Source organism: Paenibacillus naphthalenovorans, from assembly GCF_900099895.1.
GTDB lineage: Bacteria > Bacillota > Bacilli > Paenibacillales > NBRC-103111 > Paenibacillus_G > Paenibacillus_G naphthalenovorans.
Genome location: NZ_FNDY01000010.1, coordinates 1 through 26,411, shown reverse-complemented (window position 1 = coordinate 26,411; position 26,411 = coordinate 1). Strand labels below are relative to the sequence as shown.

The window sequence follows — 26,411 nt, the reverse complement described above, 5'->3', positions numbered from 1 at the left end:
TTTTTGAAAACCTGAAAGGATTGGAGCGGATTGCCGGAGAATCCTTCTTTATCGGTTTTCCGCTCAAGATTAAAGGCGGTTCCGGCTCACCGGTTCGGGCGGTTGCTTGGATTCCGAAGAATGAGGCCAGGAGGTTATCTGTTCATCATGCTGAACATCAATAAAATACATCACGCCGCTATCATTTGCTCCGACTATGCGAAATCCAAAGCTTTTTACACGGAGGTGCTCGGTCTTCCGGTAATCCGCGAAACGTACCGGGCGGAACGAAATTCCTATAAGCTGGACCTGCTGGTAGGGAAGGATCATCAGATCGAACTGTTCTCCTTTCCGGGCGCTCCGCCAAGACCCAGCTACCCGGAAGCGCAGGGGTTGAGGCATCTGGCTTTTGAGGTGGACGATATCGAAGAGGCGGTCCAAAAGCTGCAAAATCAAGGCGTTGCAGTCGAGCCCGTCCGCATCGACGAAACAACGGGAAAGCGGTTCACTTTCTTTTCCGACCCCGATGCGCTTCCGCTCGAGCTGTATGAGAAATAACGAACGCTTGCTTGATCATGACGCACTCGCGCAAAGCCTCGAAGCGCAAAAAGGGGCCGTCCCATAAGTAGTTTTTAACTACGCAGGGACGGCCCTGTTTTCTTAACTTCTCGTTTCCATACAGAAAAAAAGGTCGAGTAAAGGGCTATACTTGCACTCTTACTCGACCTTTTTGGTTCATCGTCGCCCACTTTAATAAATTATGGGCAAAGGAAAGCCACCCGACCTCCAGTTGCCATTTCTTCGATTTCTCTTTGTGGTAGGTGCTGTATTTGACAATGGCCTGAACTTCTTCTTGCTCCAAATAGGCGTAGTTTTCTTCTCCGCCATACCCTGCATCGGCAATGACTGTATCCGGCAGTTTGCCTAGAGCCGCTTTCACTTTCTCCAGATGCGGTTTCAAGCAACGTGTATCCGTTGGACGCTGATGCAGACTGTAACCGACAATAAATTGGTTTTCCGTTCCGATCAGTACGTTGTATCCGGGCTTCAATTACCCATTTCGCATGTGATCCTCCTTCATTCGCATGAACGTTGCGTCCAGATCGGTTTTGCTGCAGCTGTTCCGTTATCCCAGCACTTCCTGATGTCGTTCATACTTTTGTAGCCGGGGCAGCAGGTCCTTCCGCAGCATCCGTACCGCTTTTTTTTAGCGGCTTGTCTTTAGGCTTGTGCTGCAGCTTCTCTTCCAGCTTCTGAACCGCCTTTTCCAGCTTTTCACTTGTGAGGCTGGCAGCTTCGCCGAGCTCCGACAAATCCCGGCCTTGCTCTTCCTGTTCTTCCTGTTGCTCTGCCGCCTCGATGCTCGCAAACAGTGTCTTCACTTTTTCCTGCAGCTTGGCCTTGTGCTTTACCACTGCCTTTCCCCATACAAACGTATACTTATTGGCATTGGCTTCGATCTTGGTTCCGTCAACGAAATAGTGCTCCAGCTTGACGTACTTCTCCTCGACGAGAAAACCTAAAATGGCTGTAAAAACCGTTTCGAGGACATCTTTCATCCGCTCGGAGCGGAAGCGGTTAATGGTGTGGAAATCCGGCCGCTGTCTGGCCGCAAGCCACATGAACATGATATTTTCGCGGACGGCTTTGGCGATCTGACGTGAGAAATAGATCCGCTGGGTGTAGGCGCACACCTTTTGTTTTACAAAAATGAAAAAGGGGTACCCGTCACCTCGGTGACTTATGGGACACCCCCTTGCACTATTTGTTTTGTTTTTTCAAATTTTCCATTTGTTTGAACAGCACTTCCAATTCTTTCTGCAGCACTTCCATATCCTTAAACATTTGGATCATGTCTTTATCTTCCGTAAGCACCTTGATAGCATGCTCAACCATCTTGTTCATCGCGATCCGTCCTTTCGGTATTTGCAATCAGTGTACGGCTGAAAGGAAGAATTCGTGTCCGCGCTTGTACAAGATAAGTGAAATGACGCACCCTTTATTTTTTATTGGAATCTTCATCATCGCCGTCGAAGGCATGTTGTATATTATCCATTGTCTGTTCAACGAAATCATTCAGTAAATCGGTTGCGGCCACATCCTGCTGATCGGGTGGTGTATTGATGCCAGCAGCGGTATTGGATGTATCGTTGAGATAATCCTTTTCATTGTCCATTGTATTCATCGTCCTTCCGGGGATTTTTATCCTTTGTATGGTATACAGAACCGTTTCTTTTTATGTAAATCTTTCACGGCAAAAAAACGCCTCTCCATAAAAATGAGATATGACAACAAGCAGAGCGCTGATTCCGTTTGCTTTTCATCCGGGGGTTTATGATGAAAACCGCTCGATATCACACATATAGAACCTTACTGGCCAATGCCCGTAGACTAACAAAAGGCATGCTTGATTTAAGGCTTATCATAACGGCCCGTCTAGCGACAGAGGCCCTGGGTTAACGCTCAATCATTTCGGATGACTAAATATACGATAAGGCCCATCACTGGAAAAAACAGTAGGCCAAACAGCACGATAATCGCATATTCCTGGCTTTTGCCCCTGCTCAAAGCATCCCGATAAGCCCAAATGCTTAAAATGATATGTAATACGGAAAGCAAAAGGCCAAATACGAAAACAAAAATGATCATACCGCTAAACATAAAGCCTGGTTCCACAACCATTCTCTCACCTCGAATTGTATTCTATTCCTGATTATAACGAAAATTTGGAAGTTTCAATATAAAAAAATCCGCTCTTTTGAGCCGGGTGTATCGGCTGGTATGATTACGGTGCTGCAGAGCAGCAATGCAACCGGCTGGCTCATGGGCCTCGAAAAGTACCAGAATAAGGTGGGGCATGATGCCCCACCAGTGAAAGGAGTAGAATCCATCCGCCCTTCAGATTATAGTTAAATCAGTCAGTAATAGCGGTGACTTCTACTCTTCTTGTTTTTTGAGCAGAGTTGGAATGTTCATCCCTCTGCGTTCGATCTCCTTCTCAAGCATTTTTATAAAGTCCCTGTCTAAATCAAGTTCAATGGCTAGCTTGTACGCATGGATTAGTGCAACGTCAGATATCCTTCGCACTCAAATGTCTCCTTTGATAGCGAATGGATCCTATCCCTTCACCGTGTACAGAATATCCGGAAATGGAATCAATAGAAATATCAAATTCGTTTACCTATATAACCCGTACACTATAGTTCAAAATGCCGATCCGGCGAATGAATACAAAAAGTAATATTAATGGAAAAAAGAGGATTTTGGGTATATGGTTATCATCGAGGCTTGATCGAGGGGGATCATAATAATTCAGGGCCCCGTCTCGCGACGAGGCCCTTTCATGGGAGAGGAGAAACCGGACGAAGAGCTTATGGGGAACGTAAGTCTTCTCCGCGGTTGTCTACGACATTTTCGGATGTCGATGATATAAGGATGACCCGATCGGAACCAAGATATACATCGGCCGGAAAAATTTTTTTAGATTTTTTGTGCAAAAGAATTTGTTTATGGTACGATAGCATTACTACGCAGGTAAAGGAAGGCTGTAAGATGAGAGTCATATCGGGCAGTGCCAAAGGGCGGCCGCTCAAAGCGGTGCCGGGTATGGGGACGAGGCCCACAACGGATAAGGTGAAAGAAGCGGTGTTCAGCATGATCGGACCTTATTTCGACGGCGGACAAGTGCTGGATTTGTTCGCCGGGACAGGCGGGCTCAGTATTGAAGCGCTCAGCCGCGGAATGGACCGGGCCGTGCTGACGGATATGGACAAGAAAGCGATCGACACGATCCGTCACAATCTTCAGAACACCGGCTTTTCGGACCGGGCTGAGATTTACCGCAATGACGCCTTTCGCGCCATCAAAGCGCTTTCAAAACGGGAGGCGCGGTTTGATCTGGTTTTTGTGGATCCGCCATACAAGTTAAAGATCATCGGGGAGCTGCTGGAGCAATTGCAGCAGAGCGGCTTGCTGGCCGGTGAAGCTCGTGTCGTCGTCGAGCATGATGCGCAGGACCGGCATGAGGAATCCTATGGAATGTTGGAACAGGTACGCCGGGCGGAATACGGGGATACGGCGATAACGATTTATCAAAACCGTACAAGGGTATAGAAACATCAAAGGGCAATGTTATAGGGGGCTGACCATACAAATGGACGTAAAAGAGCAGGGAACCAATCAAAGACTCCAAGTGGCGGTTTATCCAGGAAGTTTTGATCCTGTGACGAACGGGCATCTGGACATTATTCGCCGGGCTGCCAAGGTGTTCGATAAGCTGGTGGTGGCGGTGCTGAACAATACGAGCAAAAATCCGCTGTTTACGCTGGAGGAGCGAATGGAACTGCTGCGCAGGGTGACGGCCGATCTGCCGAATGTAGAAATCGACGGGTTTCGCGATTTGCTTATCAATTATATGCAGAAAAAAAACGCGAATCTTATCGTCAGAGGCCTGCGCGCGGTTTCGGATTTCGAATATGAGATGCAGCTGGCGTCGACAAATCGAAAGCTGAAAGATGATATTGAGACGTTCTTTATGACGTCCACGCCCAAATACTCGTACTTAAGCTCCAGTATCGTCAAAGAGGTTGCCCGGTTCCACGGGCCGGTGGTCGATTTGGTGCCTCCCGAGGTAGAAAAGGCGCTGAAGGGCAAATATGGAACCGGGGTAAAGGCTTAGGCCGCGTAGAAAAAACGCCCTGTTCTTTAATACTCCTGCATCGCCGGGTTACTGCAGATTCCTTTACAGCGGACCGTTCCTTTGGCGTCCCCGGTAAAAGAGAAAGGCTGCGAACACCGAAAGCACTAGAAGGATCAAGATGACGGTTCCGAACTGGAGCATCATCGGGCTAATGAACGGCCAGAGACTGTCGCGTCCGGCATCCCAATCGGAGCCGTAGATGCCATAGTTGGCGAGAACGGGCTGTTCTTGGCTCATCCAGCTCATCAGCGGCTTCCAGGAGACCAGCGTCAGCACAAAGGCGATGCTTCCATGGTGGATGCGCGACCGTACAAAATGCAAATACCGCAGATCCGTCGAGACGGTCAGGCTTTTGACTTGTGCATGGGTGGACAGGCCGCCCCAAGCCAGCAGCATGCTGAGAAGCGCATAAAAGAACGAACTTTGGGATGCGCCGGCCGCCTGCGCCATCGCGTAAGCGCCCAGGTGCGGTTCGAATAAACCGGTCAATAGTGCGGAGATCAGCGAAAGCGCGTCGCCTGGATTTGCTCCGAGCAGGGAAACGGCGGAAGCCAGCGCCTCCGGCAGGCCGGTAAGGGACAGGGCATGGACCAGTACGGAGAACATCATGATGTACCCGCCAATAATGAAAAGCTGCTGCACACCGGAAGAGACGGCATCACCCAGCAGCTTGCCGAACGTCCGGCCGTCGCGGACCCTCGCTTCATAAAACGCTTGAAAGCTGTGAGAGATCCAGCCTTTTCCGGCGTATTTTTTCACGGGAGCGTACCTTCCGGAACCGAACCGGTGAAAGACGGCCATGAACAGGGCCGCGGCATAATGGATAATGGCGAGCGCGAGTCCGGCGGCAGGGCTGCCGAGGAAACCGACGCCGACGACGCCGATCATAAATACGGGACTGGACATATGGGAAACGGCCAACAGCCGTTCGCCTTCTTCCCGTGTAAGCAGCCCGTCCTTGCGAAGTGCGCTAACACCTGCGGCTCCGGCGGGCATACCTGCCGTGAAGCCGAGGGAGATTACCCAGCCTCCGGCGCCGGGGAGCCGAAGGAGTGCGCGCAGCAAAGGCTCCATCAATGCGCCGAGGCCGTGCAGGACTCCCATGCCGCGCAGCAGCTCGGTAATGATCAGGAACGGCAGCAGCGCCGGGAACACAAGCTTCCACCAGAGGCTCAAGCCTTGAAGGGAGGCTTGAAAGGCTTGGTCGGGGAACAAGATGATGCTGATCACCAAAGCAAGCGCCGCAGCGCCTAAGTACAACGTAGTCAAGCGTGGGGAGAGAAGGGCCTGCAACGCTTTCATCCGAATCACTCCAGCTTTTTAAATCAGATTGGTACATGTTTACGCTTTGTCCGCATGGATTAGACCATGCCGACGCACCATACAGAGAGATGGTTATCATAAGGAACGGGTGGGGAAACGCTCTATGGGAGAGGCTCGACATATGAAACGGGCGTCACGCATCGTTTTTTCGGTTTTCACTGCCATAGCTTTGTTGTATCTCATTTATTTCATGCCGCTGCCGCTGTATATTTTCAAACCCGGCACGGCCGATGTTATACAGCCTATGGTTCAAGTGGAGCAGGCTGCGTCCGAAGAAGAGAAAGGGCAGTTTATGCTGACGACGGTCGCGGTAAGCGATGCAACGGTGTACGGGTACCTGATGTCGTTTATAAGCCCTTATCAGGAGCTGCGTTTAAAGGAGGACCTGCTGCGCAAGGGAGAGTCCGAATCGGAATATACCCAGCGGCAAGCGGTCGTCATGATGACATCGCAAGCGGATGCGATTCAGGCTGTCTATAACAAGTTGAACATTCCATATCGGATCAGCCATGACGGGGTCGTCGTCGAGCATATTTATCCCGATTATCCGGCTCATGAGATTCTTCGGGCCGGGGATTATATCGTCAAGGTGGATGATAAGCCCATTACAACGGCGGATGAATTAAGGGCGTCGTTAGCGAATAAAAAAGCCGGGGATACGGCGGCCATAAGCTATAAGCGGGGAAACGTCATCCGGACGGGCAACATCGCTTTGGCGGTTCTGCCAAGCGAGGACGCCACTGCTCCGGCAGGTGCCCAAAGGCAAAGAGCCGGACTGGGCATCGTTCCTGCAGAGGTTCACAGCGTTAAGGCGGAAGACGAAAGCAAACAAGTGTCGATTAAGGCTGGGAACATCGGCGGCCCCTCCGCCGGGCTGATGTTTGCGCTTGAGATTTATAACCGTTTTGTACCGGAAGATATTACGAAAGGGTATAAAATCGCAGGCACCGGTGAGATTGACCCGGAAGGCAATGTTGGGGTGATCGGGGGCATTCAACATAAGGTTGTCGCAGCCGACCGGGCGGGAGCCGACATTTTCTTCAGCCCCAAGGATTACCGTATGCCGGACGGTCGAACGATCCCCAACTATACGGATGCAAAGAAGCGGGCTGAAGAAATCGGTACGGACATGACCGTCGTTCCCGTAGGAACGTTGGATGAGGCTTTGCAGTACTTGGCCGGTTTGCCGGTCAAGCCAAGCAGTTAGACCGGATACGAATGGGCGCTTCGTAATAATCCCTGAACCAATCGTCCGGTGTCGGCGACGCATAGCCCAAGGCATAGACGGATGTTGCGCGGATATCCAGCTCCAGGAGCGGCGAGGCTGCTGTGGTCACTTTGGTGACGATAGGCACCTTCGCCGTTTTTTTCATCCGTTTGAGCAGCTCCTGTCCTTTCGGGCTGAAGCCCAGCACCCGCAAATACGGAACGCCCTGCCGCAGCGTTTCGGGGGATAGGTCCTGCTTGCTATGGTTCAGCAGGATACGCAGCAGGGTCCGCTGCAGCTTGGTTCGCGTGTACCGCTTCGTTTTGAGCTTGTCGATCAGCGTCTCCACCAAAGCTTGTGCTGCGTCCCCGTCGGTATCCGGACGAAGGTCCGCCAGCGCCTTGCGGATACGGTGCTCAAGCCCCTCGGTCACCTCATGAAAGGACGTAAGCTGCTCTGGGCTGTGATGCATCAGCTGCAGCAGCAGCGGCTTCGCAAAGCGCTCCCAATCGACCGGTCCGCGGCCGGCCTTCCATTCGCGGGTCATGATCTCCAGTGTTGCGGCGGGCACGAAAGGTCGGATGCCCGTAAGCGACCGGTCCGTCATCAGGATCCGTCGGATGGCCGTAGCGCTGGCAATCCGGTTATCGGTGATATTCGCCTGGTTAAATTCCGCTTTCGTTCTTGTGATCGCGAACGGTTCAATCCGGCTTTGAAGACGGCGCAGCGCGATCACATAATGAAGCCCGAGCGTATTGTTCGGCTTTGCCAATTCTTCTTCCTTGGCCCCGGGCAGAAGATGAGATACCGCTTTGCTGTAGGCCGCCGGATACGGCATGCCTTTTTTCAGCTCGAGCTGCAGCAACCGTGCCAGCTCTTCGGGCTCCTCGTGCAGCTTGTCCGCCGCCGCCTTCAGCCAATCGATGCTGCTGCTCTCGCAGCCGAAGCACAGGCTGTCTACGATCCCGGTAGCGTCCAAAGCGGACACCGCTCCGTAAGCAAACCATTCCGCAGGCTGGGCGGAGAAGGCGACAGGCAGCTCCAGCACGAGGTCGGCGCCCATGCGCAGCGCCATCTCGGCGCGCGCCCATTTATTGACGACGGCCGGCTCGCCCCGTTGAAGGAAATGACCGCTCATGATACAAATCGCACTGTCCGCTCCTGTAACCTTTTTCGATTGTTGGTAATGATAGTAGTGACCGTTATGCAGCGGATTATATTCGACAATTAAACCGACCGTTCGCATAGGGAATGTCCTCCGTTCATGCTGCACAGTGCATTTTCACAACATAGACACATGATTATTCACTATAGCACGAACTGAAAATGTTGACAAAATGTAACGGTTGTCGATATAATAATCTTTGTTTGTTTGGGGTGATCTCGTGTTTATACATTTAAAGGATTTGGCTGCAAAAGGCACGATCCGGCTGGAAGGCACCGAGGATTTGACCGGGTTTCTTCCGAAATCGGGAAGCTTGCTGGATTATGGTCCCCTGCACGTCCGACTGGAGGCGCAGGATCAAGCCGGTGCTGCGGAAGTTTCCGGAGAGCTGGAAATCGATGTGGAACAAGCCTGTTCCCGATGCCTTGCTCCGGTAGCTCAACATTTGACGATTCCGTTTCACGAAACGTTCGTCAAAAGCGAAGAAAAGCTGCTGGATGCATCCGATGACGAAGAAGAGAACGAGGAAGACGTGCTTTACGTCTCAGAGGATCGAATAGAGCTGAAGCCTTATCTGGTCGAGAGCGTGATGCTTGCCGTGCCGTTCATTCCGCTGTGCAGTGAAGATTGCAAGGGGCTGTGTCCCGTTTGCGGAACCAACAGAAACGAACAGGCTTGCGGCTGCCACCAGGACAAGGTGGATCCGCGTCTGGCCGGACTGGCGGATTTCTTTAAAGATCAATCGTAGGCGGGCGGCAATGAATTCGTTGAAGGAGGTGGGAATATGGCAGTACCTCAAAGGAGAACATCCAAAACGCGCCGTGACAAGCGCCGTACTCACTTTAAATTAGAAGTTCCGGGCATGATTAAATGTGACAATTGCGGAGAGTTGAAAATGGCTCACCGTGTATGCAAAGTTTGCGGTCATTACAAAAAAAGAGAGATCGTGAACCAGTAATCGCATACGGTTCGAGAAAATAGTGCTTCCCTCTGGGGTGAGGCGCTATTTTTTTTGCCGGCCAACTTCCATTTTAAACAGGAATCCTTTATACTTTTCTTTATGACTTGGTCATAAGATGAAGTATTCAGTGGGAGGAGTGAAAAGAAAAGCTCCTGCTTACACGCCAATAGCTTGATGTAAAAGGGTTTGAATGAGAAGTTTTTCGTACATATGTGAACAAAGGTGGTGCTCGTCATCGAACGCATACCGAAACGACAGCGCCAGCAGCAGTTGGCCAAAGCGATAGAAGAGAACCCTTTTATTACGGATGAAGAATTAACACGATTGTTCCAGGTAAGTATACAAACCATCCGGCTGGATCGGCTGGAACTCGGTATCCCCGAGCTGCGCGAGCGGATGAAGATGATGGCCGAGCAGTCTTATGACCAGGTGCGGTCTCTTCCCCTTCACGAAGTCATTGGGGATGTGATCGATCTTCAGCTTGACAAAAGCGGGATTTCCATCTTTGAAATCAAAGAGGAGCATGTGTTCTCCCGTACGAAAATCGCACGGGGTCATCATATTTTCTCCCAGGCGAATTCGCTTGCCGTAGCGCTGATCAACGATCAGGTCGCCCTCACGGCGGCGGCGGACATCCGCTTTGTGCGGCAGGTCCGTTTGGGGGAAAAGTGCATCGCGAAGGCGTATGTCCGTTCCATTTCCAAAGGAAAAGCGAAGGTGGAGGTATTTACCTACGTCGGAGACGAGGTAGTGTTTCAAGGAAATTTCATTATTTATCATTCGAAAAAAGACCGCTCCGAAGGAGGTGAAGCTCATGCGGATCGCGATTGATGCGATGGGTGGAGACCACGCGCCGCAAGCGGCGGTAGAAGGGGCTGTCTCTGCGGCTAAAGAGTGGGCGGATATTACCGTCATTCTGGTGGGGGACACCGACCGGCTCCAGCCGCTTCTTCAAGGAAACGAGCCGGCCAATCTCGAGCTTCGGCATGCCTCCGAAACGATTGAAGCCGATGACGAGCCCGTCAAGGCGGTTAGGCGCAAAAAAGACGCTTCCATGGTAGTTGCGGGCCGGATGGTGAAGGAGAAGGAAGCCGATGCGATGATTTCGGCGGGCAATACAGGTGCGCTCATGACGACGGGGCTGCTTGTGGTCGGCCGGATTCCGGGCATCGAGAGGCCGGCTTTGGCTCCGATGCTGCCGACGACGGACGGGGAAGGCATACTGGCGCTTGATTTGGGAGCCAACATGGATGCCACTGCAAATCAATTGGTGCAGTACGCGATCATGGGTAGCCTGTATCGAAGTAAGGTGCACGGTCTTCATGAGCCGCGTGTCGGTCTTCTTAACGTAGGTACGGAAGCCATGAAGGGCAATGAAGTGGCCAAAGCGGCCTTCCCGCTGCTGGAACAAGCGCCGATACGGTTTGTCGGCAACGTGGAGTCCAGGGATGTGCTGCGGAAGCCCTGTGACGTTGTCGTGTGCGACGGCTTTGCGGGCAACATCATGCTGAAGTCGATGGAAGGTACGGCATCCGTTATTTTCTCGGCGTTGAAAGAGGAGTTTACGCGTACCTGGTACACCAAGCTTGCCGCTGCGATCGTGAAAAAGGGGCTGGGCCAATTCCGCAAAAAGCTGGATTACACGGAACATGGCGCCGCTCCGCTGCTCGGCATCGACGGCTTGGTGCTGAAAAGCCATGGTTCTTCCAATGCCCTGGCGTTCAAAAATGCGGTGCGGCAAGCCCGGCTGGCCTTGATGAACGATTTGGTCGGAAGTATATCGACAGAAATCCGTAATGGAAGCGAGTTGTAAACCAATGAACTTATTGCCTGTTGGTATTATAGGGACGGGAAAATATGTGCCCGAGCGGGTGCTGACGAATCAAGATCTGGAAAAAATGGTGGACACAAACGACGAGTGGATCGTTACCCGTACCGGGATTCGTGAACGCCGGATGGCTTCTCCCGAGCAAGCCTCGTCCGATTTGGCTTATGAGGCCGCTTTGCAGGCGCTGAAAAATGCGGGAATTACGGCGGAACAGCTCGATCTGATCGTTGTGGCGACGGTTACGCCGGATATGGCCTTCCCTTCGACGGCCTGCATTTTGCAGGAAAAGCTGGGGGCGAAGAAAGCGGCGGCTTTCGACTTGTCCGCAGCCTGCACCGGATTTATTTACGGTCTGGCCAATGCGTCAAATTTTATTGCGACCGGAACGTATAAATATGCGCTTGTGGTCGGAGCGGAATGCCTGTCCAGGATCACGGATTACACCGACCGGAACACCTGCATTTTGTTCGGCGACGGGGCGGGTGCCGCAGTCCTTGGCGTCGTGCCGGAAGGCCGCGGTTTCCAATCGTTCGAGCTTGGCGCCGACGGCACCGGGGGACAGCTCCTGAAAGTTCCGGCCGGGGGCTCCCGTTATCCCGCCTCTCCGCAAAGCCTGGAAGGCAAGCAGCATTTTATTTTTATGGCCGGATCGGAAGTGTTCAAATTTGCCGTGCGCGTCATGGGCAGTGCCGCGGAAGAGGCGCTTCGCAAAGCGGGAATGGATAAATCCGAAATCGATCTGCTCGTGCCCCATCAGGCGAATATCCGCATTATCCAATCGGCGTTGAACCGACTGGAGCTAAGTCAAGAGAAATGCATGATCAATCTGGACAAGTACGGCAACGTCTCGGCGGCTTCGATCCCGATCGCCCTTGCGGAAGCGGTGGAAGCGGGCAAAGTGGAGGAAGGCAGCCGTCTGCTGCTCGTCGGCTTCGGCGGCGGCCTGACCTGGGGAGCTTCCGTACTGGTATGGTAATAAAATACCTGCAGACCAAGCGGGATGGAAAGGAGCTGTCTTGACATGGGGAAAATCGCATTCGTGTTCCCGGGGCAAGGGGCCCAGGCCGTAGGCATGGGCAAAGATATCTATGAAGCCGAAGCGGCGGCACGGTCAATCTTTGATTCGGCCGACAAGGCGCTGGGTTTCAGCTTGACGAAACTGATCTTTGAGGGACCCGAGAATGAGCTGAAATTGACTTATAATACGCAACCGGCGCTGCTGGCGACGAGCATGGCTTACCTGGAGCTTTTCCGCTCCCGTCACGGCTTGCAGCCGGATTATTTGGCAGGACACAGTTTGGGCGAATACAGCGCCCTTGTGGCGGCCGGTGTGCTCGGTTTCGAGGACGCGGTTCGCACCGTCCGGGCGCGCGGCGAGTTTATGGACGCAGCCGTACCTGCCGGGCAGGGAGCGATGGCTGCCGTGCTCGGAGCGGAGCGCGAGGCTTTGCAAACCCTCTGTGCCGAGATCAGCGGCAGCGGAGCGGTGGTGGAGCTTGCCAATCTGAATTGTCCGGGACAGATCGTCATTTCCGGCAGCAAGGAAGGCGTGCAGGCGATTGTTGAACGCGGCAAGGAGGCGGGAGCCAAGCGCGTCATTCCGCTCGAGGTAAGCGGACCGTTCCATTCCTCTCTGATGAAGCCGGCCTCGGAACGTTTATCCGGCGTTTTGTCCGGCTTGAAGATGAACCGGGCGAGCATCCCGGTCGTAGCCAACGTAACGGCCAAGCCGGCGGGAGAACCCGACGAGATCCGGCAGCTGCTGGTCGATCAGGTTCATTCGTCCGTGCTTTGGGAGGATAGTGTATCGTGGCTGATCCGGCAGGGTGTGGATACGTTTGTGGAAATCGGAAGCGGAACCGTGCTGGCCGGACTGCTCAAGAAAATCGACCGCAGCGTAAAAGTGTATTCCGTGAACAGTCTGGAAGCGATCGAGAAGTTCCGGCTGGAATCTAACGTATAACCTGTATGGGAGGGATGGAAGGATATGCTTACGGGTAAAGTAGCGCTGGTGACCGGTGCTTCACGCGGCATAGGCCGGGCGATCGCTTTGTCGCTTGCGGAGGCAGGCGCGGATGTAGCTGTCAACTATGCAGGAAGCGAAGCGGCTGCGGCGGAAACGGTGCAGCAAATCGAAGCGATGGGACGCAAAGCGATCAAGGTAAAGGCGAATGTAGGTGCGGTTCAAGAGGTTGAGGATATGTTTAAACAGATCCTGGAAACGTTCGGCCGGATCGATATCCTGGTCAACAACGCGGGCATTACGCGAGACAATTTGATCATGCGTATGAAAGAGGAAGAATTCGATCAGGTGATCGAAACGAATCTTAAGGGCGTGTTTAACTGCCTCAAGGCGGCAAGCCGTCCGATGATGAAGCAGCGTTCCGGACGGATCATCAATATTTCGTCTGTGGTCGGAGCGCTTGGCAATGCCGGTCAAACCAACTATGTAGCAGCCAAGGCAGGGGTTATCGGCATGACGAAAGCAGCGGCCAAAGAGCTTGCCTCCCGCGGAATTACAGTAAACTGCGTGGCTCCCGGATTTATCGAAACCGATATGACCGACAAGCTGTCGGGCGAGATGAGAGATCAGCTGCTTCAGCAAATCCCTCTTGCCCGGCTGGGTCAGCCGGAGGATATCGCCAAGGCGGTTCGTTTCCTGGCTTCCGAGGATTCCTCGTACATGACCGGTCAAACGATTCACGTCGACGGCGGCATGTATATGTAACCCTTCCCGGGGCAACTACTAGACAGTGCGACCTGTGAAATTTCGGGTGGGTTGAACCCGGTTGAAGGCGGGAAAAGGCGTGAAATTGTTTTTTTTCGTGTCCCCAATGCTGACTATGGCAATTTGTCCATAAGTTAAGTATAATACCAAAGAGGAGGTGAACCGGATGTCCGATGTATTGGATCGTGTAAAACGTATCGTCGTTGACCGTCTTGGTGTGGATGAGGCGGAAGTGACGCTTGAAGCATCTTTTAAAGATGATTTGGGTGCCGATTCTCTCGATGTCGTAGAATTGGTTATGGAATTGGAAGATGAGTTTGATATGGAAATCTCTGATGAGGATGCAGAGAAAATTACTACTGTAGGTCAAGTAGTTGAGTACATAAAATCTCATACTTAATCATTCTAAGTCCCGTTTCTTTATGTGACGGGACTTATCTCCATTCCGAACCCCGGGAAGCTTCTCTTTACGCTTTTTTATAAAGAAATAAATAACGAAAGTTATTTTAAAATAGAGGTGGGTTAAAGTGAAACAAAGAGTCGTAATTACGGGTCTCGGCGTGATGTCCTCGCTCGGGCGCGATCTTGAAACGTTTTGGGCAAGCCTGCTCGCCGGCAAGTCCGGAATAAGCCAGATTGAGTCCTTCGATGCATCCGAATATCCTACTCGAATTGCTGCGGAAATCAAAGACTTTAATCCTGAGGAATACTTCGACAAGAAGGAAGCCCGCCGAATGGACCGATTTGTGCAGTTTGCCGTGGCGGCCACTCTGATGGCATTGAAAGACTCGGGACTGAATATTAAGGAAGATACCAATCCCGAACGTGTAGGCGTTTATGTAGGATCGGGCATCGGCGGTCTGTCCACTTGGGAGGAGCAGCATAAAATCCTGCTTGAAAAAGGACCGAAACGCGTGAGTCCTTTCTTCATTCCGATGATGATCGCGAATATGGCTTCGGGTCAAATCTCCATGATTACGGGAGCCAAAGGGCCCAACAGCACGGCAGTCACCGCCTGTGCCACAGGTACGCACTCCATTGGCGACGCATTCAAGAAGATTCAGTACGGCGATGCGGATGTCATGATTTGCGGAGGTGCGGAAGCTACGATCAGCCCGACCGGGGTCGCCGGCTTTTGCGCGCTGCGCGCGATGTCGACACGCAATGACGAGCCCGAGAAGGCGAGCCGCCCTTTTGATACCGGACGCGACGGCTTCGTTATGGGCGAAGGCGCAGGCATCCTCATTCTTGAATCGCTTGAGCATGCTTTGAAGCGCGGCGCCCGGATTTACGGCGAGGTTATCGGTTACGGCATGAGCGGCGACGCTTACCATATGACAGATCCCGATCCGAACGGCGCAGCCCGCTGCATGGCAGCAGCGGTGAAAGACGCAGGCATTTCGTTTGAAGCGATCGATTACATTAATGCGCACGGCACCTCGACACCGGTCGGCGATAAATCTGAAACCACTGCGATCAAGACAGCTTTTGGCGATCACGCTTATAAGCTGGCTGTCAGCTCCACCAAGTCGATGACAGGCCATCTTCTTGGCGCTGCGGGCGGAGTGGAGGCGCTGATCTGCGCGCTTGCATTGAAGCACGGAACGATCCCGCCGACGATCAATCTGGACGATCAGGATCCGGAATGCGATTTGGATTATGTTCCGAATGTGGCGCGTCAAGCGGATCTTCATGTCGTGATGTCCAACTCGTTCGGCTTTGGAGGCCATAACGCCACCGTCATTCTCAAGAAATTCGAAGCATAAAATGTTCTCGTGGTTGTCTATACTAAAATATTGTTTCGTGGAACCACGGTTCCACGAAGCCATCCGCCCACACGAAGGTGATAAGATATGCATCGCAACCTGAAGCAGCTCCAGTCGGAATTGCGCTTGCCCTTTAATAATCCTGATCTTCTTCGACAGGCATTTACGCATTCCTCTTATGTGAACGAACACCGCGTAGGTCATTACAAGGATAACGAACGGTTGGAGTTTTTAGGGGATGCTGTCCTGGAACTGACGGTATCGGAGTACTTGTTTGAGAAGTATCCTGACCGTCCGGAAGGAGAACTGACCAAATTAAGAGCTTCGATCGTCTGCGAGCCCTCGCTTGTCGGCTTTGCCGAACAGCTCGATTTCGGATCTTATGTGCTGCTCGGCAAAGGAGAAGAGCTGACCGGAGGAAGAACCCGTCCGGCCCTGCTCGCAGATGTGTTCGAATCGTTTATCGGCGCCTTGTATTTGGATCAGGGGTTGGAAACGGTAAGGACGTTTTTGCAAAAGCATATGTTTCCTCATCTGCCTCAGCAGGGGCGTTTGCTTACGGCTGATTTTAAAACGTTTTTGCAGGAGCATACGCAGCAGCGTAATCTGGGTCCGCTGGAATATAAGATCGTAGACGAACGGGGTCCGGCGCATGAGCGGGAATTTGTTGCGGAGGTTTATCTTCACGATCAACTGCTGGGTCAAGGGACCGGGCGTTCCAAAAAGGAAGCGGAGCAGCAAGCGGCGGCAGAAGCATTAGACACACTGCAGGTAAAGGTTCAGAAGCCATAACGGAAATGGGAGTGGAAGTGGCGGCCGGTGTAACAGGTCGTCGCTTTTTTTATGCGTTAAAGGCAACTGTATCTACTAAGTCTAGGGAATATGTTACAATAGCCGTAAGAGGTGAGCGAATTGTTTTTGAAACGTATCGAGCTTTCGGGCTTTAAATCGTTTGCGGACCGCACCGAACTGGAGTTTGTTCAGGGGATTACCGCGGTGGTCGGACCCAACGGCAGCGGGAAAAGCAATATTTCCGACGGCATTCGCTGGGTGCTGGGGGAGCAGAGCGCCAGGTCGCTGCGCGGAGGCAAGATGGAAGACATCATTTTTGCCGGCAGCGACGCCCGCAAAGCGGTTAACTACGGGGAAGTGTCGCTGACGCTGGATAATACCAGCCAATCGCTGCCGCTCGATTATAATGAAGTGACGGTGACCCGCAGAGTTCACCGAAGCGGCGAGAGCGAATACCTCATCAATAAGCAGCCTTGCCGGCTGAAAGATATTACCGAGCTGTTTATGGATACGGGGATCGGGAAGGAAGCCTACTCGATCATCGGCCAAGGGCGAATCGAGGAAATTTTGAGCACGAAGTCGGAGGATCGCCGGGGGATATTTGAGGAAGCTTCGGGGATTGTGAAATATAAATCGCGCAAGAAAGAAACGGAAAAAAAGTTGCAGGAAACCGAACAAAATCTGCTGCGGATACACGATCTCGTGACGGAGCTGGAGGACCAATTGGAACCGCTGCGAATTCAATCGGAGAAGGCTGTTCGATTCAAAGAATTGAAAGAGCAGCTGAAATCGAGCGAAATCGCAATGTATGTATACCAGATTGAGCAGATCCACGCAACATGGTCTGAAACCAATGCCAAGCTCGAAGAGCTGCGTCAGGCCCAGCTGGAGTTGTCGGGCTTTGTAAGCGTGCACGATGCCCAGCTTGAAACCGACCGTCTGGAAATGAGAAAGCTGGAGGAGAATATCGAGCAGCTTCAGCAGCAGCTGCTGAAGCTCAGCGAGGACTTCGAGAAGTGCGAAGGTCACGGAGAAGTATTAAAGGAGCGGAAAAAGAACTACGCCGCCAACCGGAATCAGCTTGAGCTGACCATAAGGCAGCAAGAACAGCGTCTTCTCGAAAAAGAAGCGGAAATTACTGCGCTGCGGGACAAGCTTGGGGAGATTGCCAGCCGTCTGTCCGAAACGGAGGCGCTCCTGAAGGCGGAGGAAGACCGTCTGCTGGGCGTTGCTGGCGGAACCAGCAGCGCCGAGGAGGACAGGCTCAAAAGCGAGCTGCTGGAGGTGTTGAACGCTTCGGCCAACGCGCGCAACGAAGCGAGGTATGCCGAGCAGCAGCTTGAGGCACTGACCCGCCGGATGGACCGGCTGGGCGACGAGCATAGGAAGTGGGCCGAACAGCAGGAGAGCATTGCCGAGCGCAAGGCGAAGCTGGAGCACAGATTGCAGCAGGTCGTCGATGGAATTGCCGAAGTGCGCAACCGGTATTTAGATTTGAGCCAAGGTCTGAAAGAAAAGCAGACGTTGTTGGAAGAGGCTCTGGCGACCGTGCGCAAATGGGAGCAAAAGCTGGACGCCATGGTGTCCCGGCGCGATACGATGCGTGAGATGGCAAACGATTACGACGGCTTTATGCACGGCGTTAAAGAGGTGCTGAAAGCAAAGAAACGCGGTGATTTGCGCGGTATTCACGGCGCTGTCGCCGAGCTGGTGAAGGTGCCTGCACATGTGGAGCTTGCCATGGAGACGGCGCTGGGCGGCGCGCTTCAGCATATCGTCGTGGATAACGAGGCGAACGGGCGGGAGGCGATTGCTTTTCTGAAGCGCCGGCAGCTTGGCCGTGCTACATTCCTGCCTCTGGATGTCATCCGGGGACGGTCGATTCCGGACAGCGAGCAGCGACAGGTGCAGGGAATGGAAGGGTTTGTCGGGATTGCCGTCGATCTGGTGCAGTTCGACGAGTCTTATCGCCAAATTGCCTCAAGCTTGCTGGGCAATGTTATTATCGCGCAGACGCTGGAAATGGCTAACCGGATTGCGGCCAGGGTGCAATACCGCTATCGCGTTGTCACGCTGGAGGGCGATGTGGTCAATCCCGGAGGGTCGATGTCTGGAGGAAGCCAGCAAAAGAAAACGGCCAGCTTGCTTAGCCGGCAGCGTCAGATTGAGGAAATGGACAAAGAAATCGCTCAATCCGAATCCCAGCTTCGCAGTCTGCGTGCAAAAGCGGAACAGATGCGGCGCGAGATCGGGGAAGCGTCGAAAGAATTGGACGAGCTGCGGGCGCTTGGCGAAAACCGGCGGATTGAAGAGCAGCAGATCCGGGCATCGCTGGAACCGCTGGAAAATGAGGCAAAGCAGGTCGCTCAGCAGCTTGAGCTCTATGGAGCAGACGGGCAGTCGCTTGCGGAAGAGCGGGCTGAGCTGGAGAAGCGCCGGATCAGCGCGCTTGAGGCTTTAGAGCGCCTGCAAGGCGAAGAGACGGCCCTGCAGGGAGCGATTCGCGAGGCGGAAATCCGCCGTAAAGCGAGCGAAATGGCCAAGGAGGAGCTGCAAACCCAGCTGACCGATCTGAAGGTAACCGCAGCCTCCCAGTCGCAGGAAAAGCAGTCGCTGCAGGAGCAGGATCGCCGCTTGCGGGCAGAGTTCGACGCGCTGAAGGCAGAGTTGGAGGCCAATCGGGAGCTGCAGCGGCAGCAGGAGTCGGATATGGCGAACCACGAGCAGGAAAGCGTGCTGCAAATCGAGCAGCTCAACGATTTGAAGCTGAGGAAGCAGCAGTGCGCCGAGCAGTTGGATATGAAGCGCGCTAAACGCTCGGAATGGATCGCGAAGCTGGAAGCGGAAGAAAGCAAAACAAAGGATCAGCGGACGAAGCTTCGCCAAGTGGAGGAACAGCTGCACCAGACGGAAGTGCGCGTAAACCGCTTGGACGTGGAACTGGAGAATCTGCTCAAGAAGTTGTGGGATGACTACGAGCTTAGCTACGAGCTGGCGAAGGTGCGCTATCCCGTTCCTGAGGATGTGCTGGGTACGCAGAACAAAGTCCGCGAGCTCAAACGCGAAATCGCTATTCTCGGCGAGGTGAACCTCGGCGCGATCGATGAATATCAGCGCGTCAATGAGCGTTATCAATTTTTATCCGAGCAAAAGAATGACCTTGTGGAGGCGAAGACCGCGCTGTATGCTGTGATCCGCGAGATGGACGAGGAGATGGGAAGACGGTTCCGCTCGACCTTCGATGCGATTCGTTCACACTTTGTTGTTGTCTTTGCAAAGCTGTTCGGCGGCGGCCGGGCGGATCTCATCCTGTCCGAACCGGATCGTCTGCTTGACACGGGCATTGAGATTGTGGCGCAGCCTCCGGGCAAAAAGCTGCAAAATCTCCAGCTGCTTTCCGGCGGCGAACGGGCGCTTACAGCCATCGCGCTGTTGTTCTCGATCATTCGCGTCAAGCCGGTGCCGTTCTGCGTGCTCGATGAAGTGGAAGCGGCGCTGGATGAGGCCAATGTAGCCCGCTTTGCCGAGTACTTGCGCGAATTCTCGCAGCAAACGCAGTTTATCGTCGTGACGCACCGCAAAGGGACGATGGAGGAAGCGGATGTCCTGTACGGCGTAACGATGGAGGAAGGCGGCGTATCCAAGCTCGTCTCCGTTCGCTTGGAGGAAGACGAGGCGATCATGGAGGCCGGTTGACCGGCGGCGGCTGTGCCGCAATACATTCGGGCTCACGTATAGTTATATTGATCATAAAGGCAGGTGCTCAGCAGTGAGCTTTTTCAAACGTCTGAAGGAAACGATCTCGACCAAGACCGAATCGGTAACCAATAAGTTTAAAGAAGGCTTGGCGAAAACAAGAGATGTGTTCGTCGAGCGGGTGGAGGACTTGTTCTCGCGCCGCAAAAAAATCGACGAGGATTTTTATGAGGAGCTTGAGGAAATTTTAATCGGCGCCGATGTTGGCGTGAATACGGTTTTGAAGCTGATCGACGACCTCCGAAGCGAAGTTCGCAAACGCAAAATCGAAAATCCGGGCGAGCTCCAGCCGATTTTGTCTGAAATGCTGATTGCGCTGCTCAAGGCCAGCGAGCAGGCGGAGCTCAAGATGGCGGAGAACGGACTGACGGTCATCTTGTTCGTCGGCGTGAACGGGGTAGGCAAAACGACCACGATCGGCAAAATGGCGCATAGGTTGAAGTCGCAGGGCAAAAAGGTGCTGCTTGCGGCTGGCGATACCTTCCGGGCAGGCGCGATTGAGCAGCTGGAGGAATGGGGACGCCGCGTCGGTGTGGACGTCATCAAACAGCAGGCCGGCTCCGATCCGGCGGCTGTGATGTACGATGCGCTGCAGGCGGCCAAATCGCGGGGGGTTGACGTGCTGCTGTGCGATACGGCCGGGCGGCTGCAGAACAAAGTGAACCTGATGGAGGAGCTAAACAAAATTTATCGCGTCATTCGCCGCGAAGTGCCGGAAGCGCCGCATGAGGTGCTGCTCGTACTGGATGCGACGACGGGACAGAATGCGATGACCCAGGCCAAGCTGTTCGACGAGAAATCGGGGCTGACCGGCCTTGTTTTAACGAAGCTGGACGGAACGGCCAAAGGTGGCATCGTCGTGGCCATCCGTCAAGAACTGAAGCTGCCGGTCAAATTCGTCGGTCTTGGGGAAAAGATGGACGATCTGCAGCCCTTCGATTCGGATCAGTTTGTACATGCCCTGTTCAGCAAATGGATTGCGGAATCGGATAAGGACCAGGAGCAGGCGGAGAGCTGACGCTAGGCTTACCGGTAAGGCAAAGGCTCTCTGGATCCCGTTCTGACAGGCATTTATGCTGACAAGGAGAAAATCTTGACAACGATCTGCGAATTCAGTATGATAGGTGATGTTGCTTGCTGTAAAGTGTTTTACCTTAACGGAGGTGAGGCACGAATGACGGAGGAAACCGTCCTTTCGAAGACGACCCGGATCAATTTGCTGTTCGATTTCTACGAACGGCTGCTGACGGAGAAGCAGCAGATTTTTTTGAAGCATTATTTTCATGACGATTATTCGCTTGGGGAGATTGCGGCCGAATTCGGCATCAGCCGCCAAGCGGTATACGAACATATTAAACGGGCCGAATCCGTGCTGGAGGATTATGAATCGAAGCTGCAACTGCTCGCCAAACATGAAGAGCGGCGGAAGCTCCTTCAGCAGCTTGAGCTTGTAGTCCGGGACTTGCCCGCAGCAAAACAAGCGGAAGTCAGGGCTATAACGGAACACCTGTATGAACTTGACTAATATTCCCTTCGCAAGGTGGTGAAGCCCTTATGGCATTCGAAGGATTATCCAGCCGACTGCAAAGCGTATTCAGCAAGCTTAGAGGAAAAGGAAAACTTACGGAGGACGATGTCAACGAGGCGCTGCGCGAGGTGCGCCTTGCTCTGCTGGAAGCGGACGTGAACTTCAAGGTCGTCAAAGAATTTGTCGCGAAGGTGAAGGAACGGGCGATCGGGCAGGAAGTGATGCAAAGCTTCACGCCGGGCATGGTCGTAGTCGACATCGTAAACAAGGAGCTCACCGCCTTGATGGGCGGCACACAGAGCAAGCTGGTTCGTGCAAGCAAGCCGCCGACGGTCATTATGATGGCGGGTCTGCAGGGGGCGGGAAAAACGACGACCTCCGGCAAGCTGGCCAAGCTGCTGCTGCAGCAAAATCACAGACCGCTGCTTGCGGCGGCGGATATTTACCGTCCGGCAGCGATCAAGCAGCTGCAGGTGCTTGGGGAGCAGCTCAAAATCCCGGTATTCTCGCTCGGCGATAAAGTAAGTCCGGTGGAGATCGCCAAGCAGGCGCTACAGCATGCGAAGGATCATAACAACGATTATTTGATCATCGATACTGCGGGTCGCTTGCATATTGACGAAAGCTTGATGGACGAGTTGAAGCAAATCGCGGAAGCGGTGAATCCAAACGAAATTTTGCTTGTCGTCGACGCGATGACCGGACAGGACGCCGTCAATGTAGCGGAAAGCTTCCATAAACAGCTTGAGCTTACCGGTGTTGTTCTGACAAAGCTGGACGGCGATACGCGTGGCGGGGCTGCGCTGTCGGTTAAAGCGGTCACAGGCTGCCCGATTAAGTTCGCTGCGATGGGCGAAAAGATGGATGCGCTGGAGCCGTTCCATCCGGAACGGATGGCTTCAAGGATTCTCGGCATGGGCGATATGCTGACCTTGATCGAGAAAGCACAGGCGACCATTGACGCCGATAAAGCCAAGGAGATGGAGCGCAAGCTGCGCACGGCCGAGTTTACGTTCGATGATTTTCTTGATCAGATGGAGCAGGTCAAAAAGCTCGGTCCGCTTGATCAGCTGCTCGACATGCTGCCCGGCGCAGGCAAGATGAAGGGGATGAAGGACCTCAAGGTGGACGACAAGCAAATGTCGCGGGTCGCTGCAATCGTCAAATCGATGACGAAGGAAGAAAGGCAAAACCCGGATCTGCTGAATCCGAGCCGGCGCAAGCGTCTGGCGGCGGGCAGCGGCAATTCCATCCAGGACGTCAACCGTTTCATCAAGCAGTTTGAAGACATGCGCAAAATGATGAAGCAATTCTCCGGCATGATGGGCCCCAAAGGGGCCAAGCAGTTGAAGCAGCTCAAGAAGCTCGGCCGCGGGATGAAGTTCCCGTTTTAAAGATTTTTGATTCTATTGGGGAGGTGATATGCATGGCAACTCGCATTCGTCTGAAGCGTATGGGTGCTCACAAGGCTCCTTTTTACCGCGTAGTGGTTTCGGATTCCCGTTCTCCGCGCGACGGTCGCTTTATCGAAGAGATTGGCACATACAATCCGGTGGCTCAACCGGCCATTGTCAATATTGACGAGGAAAAAGCACTGAAATGGCTTCAAACTGGTGCTCAAGCTTCCGATACTGTTCGCAGCTTGTTCAGCAAAGCCGGAATTATGACTAAGTTTCACGAATCCAAACTGCAGAAGAAGTAATCTGTAAGATTCGGAGGGTACGATGAAGGATCTTATTACCGTTATCGCTAAGGCGTTGGTGGATCATCCCGAAGAAGTACGCGTGAATACGGTGGAAGATGAACGCACCATTACGTTCGAGCTGTCCGTTCACCCGGACGATGTCGGGAAAGTGATCGGCAAGCAGGGACGTATTGCCAAAGCGCTTCGCACCGTAGTCACATCTGCTGCAGTGAAGGAACCCAAACGGGTTTCGGTTGAAATCGTATCGTAATGGAAAAGATGAGGGTTAGGAGCTGCTCCTAACTCTTTTCTTCTATATAAAGCAGGCTCCGGAGGTAACGATGAGCGAAAAGTTATACACGGTCGGCAAAATTGTAAATACGCACGGCATTCGCGGCGAGCTCAAGATCGTGCCGCAGACCGATTTTTTGGAAGAGAGGTTTGCCAAGGGCAGCAAGCTCGTGTTTTTTAATCCTGAGAACGGTGACACCCTTCCCGTTATCGTTGAATCGTCGCGGGATCACAAAAATATGATCATTGTCCGGTTCCAGGGCTACAACAATATCAATGAAGTGGAGAAGTACAAAGGGTGGCTGCTGAAGGTCGAAGAACAGTACTTGTCCGAGCTGGGGAATGATGAATTTTATTACCATGAAATCATCGGCTGCCGCGTCTTTACCGAAGAGGGGGAGGAGCTTGGGACCATCAGCGAAATATTATCCCCCGGCGCCAACGATGTGTGGGTGGTGGAGCGCTCTGCAGGCAAACCGCTGCTGCTTCCTTACATCGATGAGGTTGTTTTGAAAGTGGACGTGGAACAAAAAAGAGTGACGGTGCATCTGATGGAAGGTCTGTTGGAGCTATGAAAATCGACGTACTGACCCTATTCCCGGAGATGTTTGAGGGAGTGTTTTCCTCCAGCATATTAGGGAAGGCACAAGAGAAAGGGCTGTTGCAGCTCGGCACGGTGAATTTCCGGGATTATGCAAACAACAAGCATAACACCGTCGATGATTACCCCTATGGCGGGGGCGGCGGCATGGTGCTCAAGCCCGAACCGATTTTCACAGCGGTGGAGGAGTTGACCTCCGTCCTGGAGCAGCGTCCCCGGATCATTCTGATGTGTCCCCAGGGCGAACCCTTTACGCAAAGGAAAGCGGAAGAGCTTTCACGCGAGAAGCATCTCATTTTTATTTGCGGTCATTATGAAGGCTACGACGAACGGATCCGGGAGCATCTGGTGACGGACGAGCTCTCCATAGGCGATTACGTGCTTACCGGGGGCGAGCTTCCTGCTATGGTGGTCATCGACAGTGTGGCACGCCTGATTCCGGGTGTCCTTGGCAACGAAACGTCGGCTGTTACCGATTCGTTCAGTACGGGACTTCTCGAATATCCGCACTATACGCGTCCGGCCAAATTCCGTGACTGGGAGGTACCGGACATCCTGATATCCGGACATCACGGCAACATTAAGGATTGGCGGCGAAAACAATCGCTGCTGCGAACGTGGAAAAAGCGACCGGATCTGCTGGAGCATGCAGTGCTGACGGAAGAAGAGCGACGCTGGCTGGAGGAACAAAAGGCGAAAGAAGCTGTCCGGCAGCGCTCTGAAGGTCATGAGTGACTCTCTGATCAAGCGTATGGTTGCGAACAAAAATTTTCCTAATATTTGCATTTTTAATAGAAATATGATAAGATCTAACCAACAAAAGAAACGTGCGGAAGAACCGCCTTATGTCATGCTAGTTTTGCATGCATAAGGCGGTTTTTGCGTTTAGGGTTGGCTCATTCCATTCCGGAACCCGTACGTTGACAGGATACAGAAAGGAGGGGCATGCGTGTTCCGCACAAAATGGAGAAGAAAAGTGTTCCACTGGCTGAAGGAGCTGCGAATTCCGATAAGGAGGCACACATGTCAAAGATCATAGTAGCGGTGCTCATGGCCGTTCTGCTCTCGGGAGCCGCGCTCTATGTTCTTGGAGCACAGATTGTTCCGGCCGCGGGTTCGGCGGGAAACCAGACGAAAGCACAAATCCATGACGCATTTCAATGAGGAGAGAGTGGACCTATGGGGAAATTAGAGATTGCCTGCCTTATTGCCGTACGGCTTGAAGGGGCGGCCATGTTTTTATCGGGGGCCCGGACGGAACCGTCGCAAGCACGAAGGGCATCCAATCTGAATGCCGGCATCACAGCGGCTGCGGCTCGATAAGACGATGAGCAAGCTGATCATTACTTGCTTGAGTGTCGTTCTGATCTTTGGTATTTGCGTCTATATTTTTCGTCCGGCAGGCGGACAAGGGATGGGAGAGCAAATAAAAGACGGCCATAGGAGGATCACAGAGAATGTCCGCGGTTTTGATTACATCACCGACTGACAGGAGGGCATGATGGCAAGACGGGTTTCTATCTTGCGGGACGAGGAAGGGATGGCCAATGTCCTTGTTACCATATTCATTATACCGGTCATGCTGTTCTTATGCTTTGCGGTCGTCCCTTTTTTTGTTTATGTGATGAAAGCAAACCATTTGAATACAATCGCCAATCATGGATTAAAAGAAGCCGAAGCGGTAGGGTATGTAAGCCCGCTTATAGAAGCGAACATGAACGCCAGATTAGCGGCGCTGGGGATGGGCCCGGTGGTGGTGGACAGTACCGCTTACCCGACTTATGAAGGAAGCACCAGAACGAAGGTATATCGGGATGCGGCGGACCCTACGATTACTTTGGTGCTGAAATATCCGGCTCCCGGTTTATCCAGAATGCTGGGTGCATTGGGAGGTGGAAGCGGAGGTACGGCGGCGCATGACGGATTTTACTATTTGGTTTTATACGGCAAAAGCGAAGCTTATGAATAAGTCTGCAGTATCATTTTGCTATTGCGGGAAATCCTATTCTGTCAATATGCTGTGAAAATGTCACCATAACTCATCTGTAAAAATGTCACTTTGTTAATTTGGGCAGCCGCCCGTTCAAGTGACTTGGACGACTG

General features: G+C 53.0%; 32 protein-coding genes and 1 pseudogene. 26 read left to right on the top strand and 7 right to left on the bottom strand.

Translation table 11 applies throughout. The features are described from left to right. Positions 1–150 precede the first annotated feature (150 nt). Positions 151–537 carry an SMU1112c/YaeR family gloxylase I-like metalloprotein gene (gene gloA2, locus BLT35_RS12000; protein ID WP_201023621.1) on the top strand — a complete coding sequence of 129 codons (387 nt, stop codon included), beginning with the start codon at positions 151–153 and terminating at the stop codon, positions 535–537. 220 nt (positions 538–757) lie between these two features. Here the strand turns inward: gloA2 and BLT35_RS28055 are convergent. The 5 genes and pseudogenes from BLT35_RS28055 to sda form a co-directional block, all read right to left on the bottom strand. Next, positions 758–1,673 (bottom strand): annotated as a pseudogene (locus BLT35_RS28055) (transposase); the annotation flags it as partial. 67 nt (positions 1,674–1,740) lie between these two features. After that, positions 1,741–1,884 (bottom strand): hypothetical protein, encoded by a 144-nt coding sequence (locus tag BLT35_RS26935; protein ID WP_160327348.1) that lies wholly within the window; start codon positions 1,882–1,884, stop codon positions 1,741–1,743. A gap of 94 nt (positions 1,885–1,978) precedes the next feature. Further along, entirely contained in the window at positions 1,979–2,155 is a 177-nt protein-coding gene (locus BLT35_RS11990; protein ID WP_235594263.1) for a hypothetical protein, read from the bottom strand. A 287-nt stretch (positions 2,156–2,442) separates the two neighbouring features. Next, on the bottom strand, positions 2,443–2,628 hold the full coding sequence (locus BLT35_RS11985; protein WP_306277193.1) for a PLDc N-terminal domain-containing protein: 186 nt from the start codon (positions 2,626–2,628) through the stop codon (positions 2,443–2,445). A gap of 288 nt (positions 2,629–2,916) precedes the next feature. Further along, positions 2,917–3,066: a sporulation histidine kinase inhibitor Sda gene (gene sda / locus BLT35_RS11980; protein ID WP_082660703.1), complete on the bottom strand. Its 150-nt coding sequence runs from the start codon at positions 3,064–3,066 to the stop codon at positions 2,917–2,919. Positions 3,067–3,531: 465 nt separating this feature from the next. Between sda and rsmD the strand changes: the two genes are divergently transcribed. Beyond that, positions 3,532–4,092: a 16S rRNA (guanine(966)-N(2))-methyltransferase RsmD gene (rsmD, locus tag BLT35_RS11975; protein ID WP_054818950.1), complete on the top strand. Its 561-nt coding sequence runs from the start codon at positions 3,532–3,534 to the stop codon at positions 4,090–4,092. A gap of 40 nt (positions 4,093–4,132) precedes the next feature. Continuing rightward, positions 4,133–4,657 (top strand): pantetheine-phosphate adenylyltransferase, encoded by a 525-nt coding sequence (gene coaD / locus BLT35_RS11970; protein ID WP_054818951.1) that lies wholly within the window; start codon positions 4,133–4,135, stop codon positions 4,655–4,657. 63 nt (positions 4,658–4,720) lie between these two features. On the opposite strand, the gene BLT35_RS11965 is transcribed toward coaD, so the two are convergent. Beyond that, positions 4,721–5,980 carry a nucleoside recognition domain-containing protein gene (locus BLT35_RS11965; protein ID WP_074728139.1) on the bottom strand — a complete coding sequence of 420 codons (1,260 nt, stop codon included), beginning with the start codon at positions 5,978–5,980 and terminating at the stop codon, positions 4,721–4,723. Positions 5,981–6,122: 142 nt separating this feature from the next. On the opposite strand from BLT35_RS11965, the gene BLT35_RS11960 reads away from it, so the two are divergent. Continuing rightward, positions 6,123–7,208 (top strand): SepM family pheromone-processing serine protease, encoded by a 1,086-nt coding sequence (locus tag BLT35_RS11960; RefSeq protein ID WP_254777547.1) that lies wholly within the window; start codon positions 6,123–6,125, stop codon positions 7,206–7,208. On the opposite strand, the gene BLT35_RS11955 is transcribed toward BLT35_RS11960, so the two are convergent. After that, entirely contained in the window at positions 7,192–8,454 is a 1,263-nt protein-coding gene (locus BLT35_RS11955) for a nucleotidyltransferase (RefSeq protein ID WP_074728134.1), read from the bottom strand. The two genes, BLT35_RS11960 and BLT35_RS11955, sit on opposite strands and share 17 nt — an antisense overlap. Before the next feature lie 139 nt (positions 8,455–8,593). Here BLT35_RS11955 and BLT35_RS11950 point away from each other — a divergent pair, with 139 nt between their 5' ends. From BLT35_RS11950 to BLT35_RS11855, 22 genes are all read left to right on the top strand, one after another. Next, positions 8,594–9,121 carry a YceD family protein gene (locus BLT35_RS11950; RefSeq protein WP_054818952.1) on the top strand — a complete coding sequence of 176 codons (528 nt, stop codon included), beginning with the start codon at positions 8,594–8,596 and terminating at the stop codon, positions 9,119–9,121. Positions 9,122–9,157: 36 nt separating this feature from the next. Continuing rightward, entirely contained in the window at positions 9,158–9,331 is a 174-nt protein-coding gene (gene rpmF / locus BLT35_RS11945) for a 50S ribosomal protein L32 (RefSeq protein ID WP_062407904.1), read from the top strand. Positions 9,332–9,556: 225 nt separating this feature from the next. Further along, positions 9,557–10,165 (top strand): transcription factor FapR, encoded by a 609-nt coding sequence (fapR, locus tag BLT35_RS11940; RefSeq protein WP_074728132.1) that lies wholly within the window; start codon positions 9,557–9,559, stop codon positions 10,163–10,165. Beyond that, a complete protein-coding gene (plsX, locus tag BLT35_RS11935; protein ID WP_074728130.1) occupies positions 10,149–11,147 on the top strand; it encodes a phosphate acyltransferase PlsX in 999 nt (332 codons plus the stop codon). The genes fapR and plsX overlap by 17 nt, the downstream gene beginning before the upstream one ends. Before the next feature lie 4 nt (positions 11,148–11,151). After that, the gene (locus BLT35_RS11930) at positions 11,152–12,138 is read left to right on the top strand and encodes a beta-ketoacyl-ACP synthase III (RefSeq protein WP_054818953.1); all 987 of its coding nucleotides are present in this window, start codon (positions 11,152–11,154) and stop codon (positions 12,136–12,138) included. A 45-nt stretch (positions 12,139–12,183) separates the two neighbouring features. Further along, entirely contained in the window at positions 12,184–13,125 is a 942-nt protein-coding gene (gene fabD, locus BLT35_RS11925; RefSeq protein ID WP_054818954.1) for an ACP S-malonyltransferase, read from the top strand. Between the two features lie 24 nt (positions 13,126–13,149). Continuing rightward, the gene (fabG, locus tag BLT35_RS11920) at positions 13,150–13,890 is read left to right on the top strand and encodes a 3-oxoacyl-[acyl-carrier-protein] reductase (protein WP_054818955.1); all 741 of its coding nucleotides are present in this window, start codon (positions 13,150–13,152) and stop codon (positions 13,888–13,890) included. Between the two features lie 166 nt (positions 13,891–14,056). Beyond that, positions 14,057–14,290: an acyl carrier protein gene (acpP, locus tag BLT35_RS11915; protein WP_010501107.1), complete on the top strand. Its 234-nt coding sequence runs from the start codon at positions 14,057–14,059 to the stop codon at positions 14,288–14,290. Between the two features lie 127 nt (positions 14,291–14,417). Beyond that, complete coding sequence (gene fabF / locus BLT35_RS11910) at positions 14,418–15,656, top strand: beta-ketoacyl-ACP synthase II (protein WP_074728128.1); 1,239 nt, start codon at positions 14,418–14,420, stop codon at positions 15,654–15,656. 87 nt (positions 15,657–15,743) lie between these two features. Beyond that, on the top strand, positions 15,744–16,448 hold the full coding sequence (gene rnc, locus BLT35_RS11905) for a ribonuclease III (protein ID WP_054818956.1): 705 nt from the start codon (positions 15,744–15,746) through the stop codon (positions 16,446–16,448). A gap of 120 nt (positions 16,449–16,568) precedes the next feature. Further along, positions 16,569–20,144 carry a chromosome segregation protein SMC gene (gene smc, locus BLT35_RS11900; RefSeq protein WP_062407913.1) on the top strand — a complete coding sequence of 1,192 codons (3,576 nt, stop codon included), beginning with the start codon at positions 16,569–16,571 and terminating at the stop codon, positions 20,142–20,144. Positions 20,145–20,217: 73 nt separating this feature from the next. Continuing rightward, positions 20,218–21,222: a signal recognition particle-docking protein FtsY gene (ftsY, locus tag BLT35_RS11895; protein ID WP_062407914.1), complete on the top strand. Its 1,005-nt coding sequence runs from the start codon at positions 20,218–20,220 to the stop codon at positions 21,220–21,222. Between the two features lie 156 nt (positions 21,223–21,378). Then, the gene (locus tag BLT35_RS11890; protein WP_062407917.1) at positions 21,379–21,729 is read left to right on the top strand and encodes a putative DNA-binding protein; all 351 of its coding nucleotides are present in this window, start codon (positions 21,379–21,381) and stop codon (positions 21,727–21,729) included. Between the two features lie 29 nt (positions 21,730–21,758). Continuing rightward, complete coding sequence (ffh, locus tag BLT35_RS11885; RefSeq protein WP_054818957.1) at positions 21,759–23,126, top strand: signal recognition particle protein; 1,368 nt, start codon at positions 21,759–21,761, stop codon at positions 23,124–23,126. A 32-nt stretch (positions 23,127–23,158) separates the two neighbouring features. After that, positions 23,159–23,434 carry a 30S ribosomal protein S16 gene (gene rpsP, locus BLT35_RS11880; RefSeq protein WP_054818958.1) on the top strand — a complete coding sequence of 92 codons (276 nt, stop codon included), beginning with the start codon at positions 23,159–23,161 and terminating at the stop codon, positions 23,432–23,434. 22 nt (positions 23,435–23,456) lie between these two features. Continuing rightward, entirely contained in the window at positions 23,457–23,687 is a 231-nt protein-coding gene (locus tag BLT35_RS11875; protein ID WP_062407918.1) for a KH domain-containing protein, read from the top strand. Between the two features lie 70 nt (positions 23,688–23,757). Further along, positions 23,758–24,282: a ribosome maturation factor RimM gene (gene rimM, locus BLT35_RS11870; RefSeq protein WP_054818959.1), complete on the top strand. Its 525-nt coding sequence runs from the start codon at positions 23,758–23,760 to the stop codon at positions 24,280–24,282. Further along, the gene (gene trmD, locus BLT35_RS11865; RefSeq protein WP_054818960.1) at positions 24,279–25,043 is read left to right on the top strand and encodes a tRNA (guanosine(37)-N1)-methyltransferase TrmD; all 765 of its coding nucleotides are present in this window, start codon (positions 24,279–24,281) and stop codon (positions 25,041–25,043) included. Before rimM ends, trmD begins: the two co-directional genes overlap by 4 nt. A 288-nt stretch (positions 25,044–25,331) precedes the next feature. Next, positions 25,332–25,472 carry a hypothetical protein gene (locus BLT35_RS26930; RefSeq protein ID WP_171005856.1) on the top strand — a complete coding sequence of 47 codons (141 nt, stop codon included), beginning with the start codon at positions 25,332–25,334 and terminating at the stop codon, positions 25,470–25,472. Between the two features lie 15 nt (positions 25,473–25,487). Next, on the top strand, positions 25,488–25,631 hold the full coding sequence (locus tag BLT35_RS26925; protein WP_171005857.1) for a hypothetical protein: 144 nt from the start codon (positions 25,488–25,490) through the stop codon (positions 25,629–25,631). Then, positions 25,600–25,797, top strand: coding sequence for a hypothetical protein (locus BLT35_RS26485; RefSeq protein ID WP_054818962.1), 198 nt, complete (start codon positions 25,600–25,602; stop codon positions 25,795–25,797). Before BLT35_RS26925 ends, BLT35_RS26485 begins: the two co-directional genes overlap by 32 nt. A 9-nt stretch (positions 25,798–25,806) precedes the next feature. Next, a complete protein-coding gene (locus tag BLT35_RS11855) occupies positions 25,807–26,277 on the top strand; it encodes a hypothetical protein (RefSeq protein WP_175471979.1) in 471 nt (156 codons plus the stop codon). The last annotated feature ends 134 nt before the right edge of the window (positions 26,278–26,411 follow it).

Excerpts from the sequence above, each read along its gene's own strand:
- BLT35_RS11875 (WP_062407918.1), top strand. The coding sequence starts at position 23,457 with ATGAAGGATCTTATTACCGTTATCGCTAAGGCGTTGGTGGATCATCCC.
- fabG (WP_054818955.1), top strand. The coding sequence starts at position 13,150 with ATGCTTACGGGTAAAGTAGCGCTGGTGACCGGTGCTTCACGCGGCATA.
- BLT35_RS11965 (WP_074728139.1), bottom strand. The coding sequence starts at position 5,980 with ATGAAAGCGTTGCAGGCCCTTCTCTCCCCACGCTTGACTACGTTGTAC.
- plsX (WP_074728130.1), top strand. The coding sequence starts at position 10,149 with ATGCGGATCGCGATTGATGCGATGGGTGGAGACCACGCGCCGCAAGCG.
- acpP (WP_010501107.1), top strand. The coding sequence starts at position 14,057 with ATGTCCGATGTATTGGATCGTGTAAAACGTATCGTCGTTGACCGTCTT.
- rpmF (WP_062407904.1), top strand. The coding sequence starts at position 9,158 with ATGGCAGTACCTCAAAGGAGAACATCCAAAACGCGCCGTGACAAGCGC.
- coaD (WP_054818951.1), top strand. The coding sequence starts at position 4,133 with ATGGACGTAAAAGAGCAGGGAACCAATCAAAGACTCCAAGTGGCGGTT.
- rsmD (WP_054818950.1), top strand. The coding sequence starts at position 3,532 with ATGAGAGTCATATCGGGCAGTGCCAAAGGGCGGCCGCTCAAAGCGGTG.
- BLT35_RS11890 (WP_062407917.1), top strand. The coding sequence starts at position 21,379 with ATGACGGAGGAAACCGTCCTTTCGAAGACGACCCGGATCAATTTGCTG.
- BLT35_RS11855 (WP_175471979.1), top strand. The coding sequence starts at position 25,807 with ATGATGGCAAGACGGGTTTCTATCTTGCGGGACGAGGAAGGGATGGCC.
- BLT35_RS11985 (WP_306277193.1), bottom strand. The coding sequence starts at position 2,628 with ATGATCATTTTTGTTTTCGTATTTGGCCTTTTGCTTTCCGTATTACAT.
- rpsP (WP_054818958.1), top strand. The coding sequence starts at position 23,159 with ATGGCAACTCGCATTCGTCTGAAGCGTATGGGTGCTCACAAGGCTCCT.
- BLT35_RS11990 (WP_235594263.1), bottom strand. The coding sequence starts at position 2,155 with ATGGACAATGAAAAGGATTATCTCAACGATACATCCAATACCGCTGCT.
- rnc (WP_054818956.1), top strand. The coding sequence starts at position 15,744 with ATGCATCGCAACCTGAAGCAGCTCCAGTCGGAATTGCGCTTGCCCTTT.
- fabD (WP_054818954.1), top strand. The coding sequence starts at position 12,184 with ATGGGGAAAATCGCATTCGTGTTCCCGGGGCAAGGGGCCCAGGCCGTA.
- BLT35_RS11930 (WP_054818953.1), top strand. The coding sequence starts at position 11,152 with ATGAACTTATTGCCTGTTGGTATTATAGGGACGGGAAAATATGTGCCC.
- BLT35_RS26935 (WP_160327348.1), bottom strand. The coding sequence starts at position 1,884 with ATGAACAAGATGGTTGAGCATGCTATCAAGGTGCTTACGGAAGATAAA.
- BLT35_RS26485 (WP_054818962.1), top strand. The coding sequence starts at position 25,600 with ATGCCGGCATCACAGCGGCTGCGGCTCGATAAGACGATGAGCAAGCTG.
- BLT35_RS26930 (WP_171005856.1), top strand. The coding sequence starts at position 25,332 with ATGTCAAAGATCATAGTAGCGGTGCTCATGGCCGTTCTGCTCTCGGGA.
- BLT35_RS11955 (WP_074728134.1), bottom strand. The coding sequence starts at position 8,454 with ATGCGAACGGTCGGTTTAATTGTCGAATATAATCCGCTGCATAACGGT.
- rimM (WP_054818959.1), top strand. The coding sequence starts at position 23,758 with ATGAGCGAAAAGTTATACACGGTCGGCAAAATTGTAAATACGCACGGC.
- ffh (WP_054818957.1), top strand. The coding sequence starts at position 21,759 with ATGGCATTCGAAGGATTATCCAGCCGACTGCAAAGCGTATTCAGCAAG.
- BLT35_RS26925 (WP_171005857.1), top strand. The coding sequence starts at position 25,488 with ATGGGGAAATTAGAGATTGCCTGCCTTATTGCCGTACGGCTTGAAGGG.
- trmD (WP_054818960.1), top strand. The coding sequence starts at position 24,279 with ATGAAAATCGACGTACTGACCCTATTCCCGGAGATGTTTGAGGGAGTG.
- BLT35_RS11960 (WP_254777547.1), top strand. The coding sequence starts at position 6,123 with ATGAAACGGGCGTCACGCATCGTTTTTTCGGTTTTCACTGCCATAGCT.